3 protein-coding genes and 1 pseudogene are annotated in these 3,426 nt (G+C 32.5%); all 4 read right to left on the reverse strand.

Annotation, left to right across the window (positions count from 1 at the left end; genetic code table 11):
- Positions 1–30 precede the first annotated feature (30 nt).
- The gene (locus V7164_RS22105) at positions 31–1,161 is read right to left on the reverse strand and encodes a glycosyltransferase family 4 protein (protein WP_335355243.1); all 1,131 of its coding nucleotides are present in this window, start codon (positions 1,159–1,161) and stop codon (positions 31–33) included.
- 353 nt (positions 1,162–1,514) lie between these two features.
- Positions 1,515–2,510 carry a UDP-glucose 4-epimerase GalE gene (gene galE / locus V7164_RS22110; RefSeq protein WP_335348469.1) on the reverse strand — a complete coding sequence of 332 codons (996 nt, stop codon included), beginning with the start codon at positions 2,508–2,510 and terminating at the stop codon, positions 1,515–1,517.
- Positions 2,511–2,618: 108 nt separating this feature from the next.
- Positions 2,619–2,771: a hypothetical protein gene (locus tag V7164_RS22115; RefSeq protein ID WP_335355244.1), complete on the reverse strand. Its 153-nt coding sequence runs from the start codon at positions 2,769–2,771 to the stop codon at positions 2,619–2,621.
- 226 nt (positions 2,772–2,997) lie between these two features.
- Positions 2,998–3,426, reverse strand: a pseudogene (locus tag V7164_RS22120) (hypothetical protein); the annotation flags it as partial.

Consider the following 3,426-nt stretch of genomic DNA (forward strand, 5'->3'; position numbering starts at 1 on the left):
CTATTCGATTTCATTCTGCGAAAGTTGAGTTTATTCAATATTAATTTTATTATGGCAGACATAGCAATATTCCATTTCCTTCAAAACATTCTTTAATGAATATTGTCTTATGCGTTCTAAGCTTTCCAATGCAAAGCTGTTTCTTAATAACTCTGAATGATACAAAATATCTATAGATTCAGCAAAACCACTTATATCATTAATTTCCCTAATAAAACCATTTACACCATTCTCCACTAAATCACGATTGCCTCTACAATTAGTAACAATCAGTGGTAAACCAGTAGCCATTGCTTCCATAACATTAACAGGTAATCCTTCCCGTTTAGAAGATGAAACAGCAATATCTGATAACAACAATAATTTGTTTATATCTGTACGATATCCTAAAAACTCAACATTCTCTTCAATCTCTAATTTAATGACTTGCTTCCTATATTGTTCCAATAGCTGTCCAGATCCTGCTAATAAAAGTTTTATATTAGGGATTTTATGTCTTAATAGACTTATAGTATCTATTAATAAATCCTGATGTTTCTCATATCTTAAATCACCAGCAAAAATTATAATAAAGTCATCACTTTTATATCCATATTCCTTCCTTAATTGCTGTTTTAATTCTTGACTTTGTGGTTGAAACTTATTTAAATCTACTCCAACTCCATGTACATTATAAATATCACCATTCATGAATTTTTTTGCAGATAAATAATCTTCCTGATTTATTGTAATTAAAACATCTGTCCATTTTGCTGATATCCACTCAATCGGATAATAGAGTAGCCAGTTTTGAAGGGGAGCTCCTTTAAAAAAATGAAATCCATGGGCAGTATAGATCATTTTTAGGTTTGGAATATTTCGACATGCCATCCTTATTAAAAATGAGGCTACTGGAGTATGTGTATGAACTAAATCATATCCCTCTCTTATTACTAAATTTTTTACTTTTTTATATGCTAATAAGTTTTCCCTTTTTAAAGGAGATCTTTGAAACTCTATTTGATGTATTTTGCAACCCATATTAATTAATTCGTGACTTACTTCTTGAACTATATTAAAAGCAACATCAACTTGATGGCCTTGGGCTATTAACATCCTTATATGGGGAATTAAAAAAGCATTAACTGTATTTGAAATTGTCGTAACATATAATATTTTCATTCCAAATTCCCTACTTCCCAAAATTCATCTTTAAATTGATTTATCATCTAAATAGATAATAAACACAACTGTTTATAGCATTATTTTCAACAAATAAAGCCAATTCACTTAGACAATAAATTTTATACAATTAAAAAATGATTAAAAAGCAGAAGATGACTTCAAGTGGGAAGAACACTTTTTTCATTACTTTTTCAATCAGATAGATTTTTCCTAGATTACACGTAATTTGACCTTCGGAACATGCTATTTTTGCACTTTTTAAATCATTCCATTGTTTGTTTATAATTTTGCCCCAACAGGATTAAGTAAAATAATACTTCCTATAATCTGGCACGAGAACTAAGTTCCTTTCACTCCCTATAATCCCTCTCAAACCGCCAAGCATCCCGACACATGTCAACAATATCACGTTTAGCCTCCCAGCCCAGTTTCCTTTTTGCTTTCGAAACATCAGCATAGCATGAAGCAATATCCCCAGGTCTCCGATCAACAATTTCATAAGGTATTTTAATACCATTTGCTTCTTCAAAAGCTTGCACAAGCTCTAGGACACTAGTACCTTTTCCTGTTCCTAAGTTATAGGTATGAACTCCCTCGAAAAGATTGTTTAATGCAGCAACATGCCCCTCTGCTAGATCCATGACATGAATATAGTCTCTAACCCCTGTACCATCCACGGTTGGATAGTCATTTCCAAAGACTCTCAATCTCTGGAGCTTACCCTTAGCAACTTGAGTGACATACGGCATAAGGTTATTTGGGATTCCATTTGGTGATTCTCCAATTAATCCGCTTTCATGAGCTCCTACTGGATTGAAGTATCTAAGCAGCGATACTGAGAAGCTAGGATTAGCTTTTGCTATATCAGTAAGAATACGCTCACTCATTGCTTTAGTTTCACCATATGGGTTTGTCGTTGAAAGGAGATCCATACTCTCCTCAAATGGTACTTTATTGTCTCCATAAACAGTAGCCGATGAGCTAAAGACAAACCGCTTAACGTTATATTTCTGACATGCTTTAGCGAGAATCATCGTGCTGACGATATTATTATGATAATAAGCTAGTGGCTTTTCGACTGACTCTCCCACCGCTTTAAGTCCAGCAAAATGAATAACACCATCTATTTCATGATTAGAAAAGATGGTGTTGACTGCTGATTCATCAGTTACATCAATCGGATAAAAAGTTATTTCTTTTTTCGTTATTTGTTCTATCCTTTCTGCCGCTTCAGCTTTACTGTTAGAAAGATTATCAGCAACAATGACTGAATGTCCTGCATCAATCAAAGCAACACTGGTATGTGATCCTATATAGCCGGCACCGCCTGTAACTAGTATATTCATAGTTTAAACACCCACTTTGAATTAATCTTATTGGAGACTGTGAACATCTAGAATTCATAAAAACTTATACATAATTTGACCTTCGGCACGTGCTATTTTTGCACTATTTTAATCATTCCATTGTTCTTTTTCAAATTTTTCCCCACCAGGATTAAGCAAAATGATACTTCCTATAATATTTGTACTATCCCCCCATTGAAGATATGCTTGTTTCCTAAAAATATAGTTACCACGCTTTTCGAATGTTCCAAATACGTACAATGGCTTACCCCAAAAGTGCTTTGTTTTAAAGTGAAATAGATCGTACATTAAAAAAAACGTTTTTAACCTTAATAAAGAACAAAAATACTAAAAAAAAACAACTGAATAATACATTTTAAATCATTAGCATTTTCCCTTCAGAGCTCCACCATTGCTTAAAACAACAATTATTAACATTATTTTATTCATTTTGAATTCCACCCCAGTAATTCTAGTTATGCATAAATTATGTTTGAATAGAATCATTTTTTTTATACAATCTTTGTTTAATCGCATGTAATATCCTTGCAGGAATAAGACCAACAACCAAAGGTTTAAACACAAATATTATTCCTAATGGGAAAAGAATCTTAAGTGAACGATACCCCTTAAATCTAACAACTGCCTCATCAATTCTATATTTATAGGTTCTCTTACTATAAGCCCTTCTACTCTCATAATATGAAAATAATGGTTCTCTCATATTGAACCCTGTCATATTTAATAAGTACATTCTCATAAATAAATCGTAGTCTTCGCATCTTCTAGTTTCCTTTGCCACATTATAACAAGATGCTTTGATTAACGATTCTTTTCTAAAGATAATTGTAGGATGGTTAAAACATGCTCCATAAAGAAAATCTTTCTTTACAGGTTCAGGTTTTCCCTCTAATAC

This window comes from Bacillus sp. JJ1474 (assembly GCF_036965225.1).
In the GTDB taxonomy this organism is placed as follows: domain Bacteria; phylum Bacillota; class Bacilli; order Bacillales; family Cytobacillaceae; genus Cytobacillus.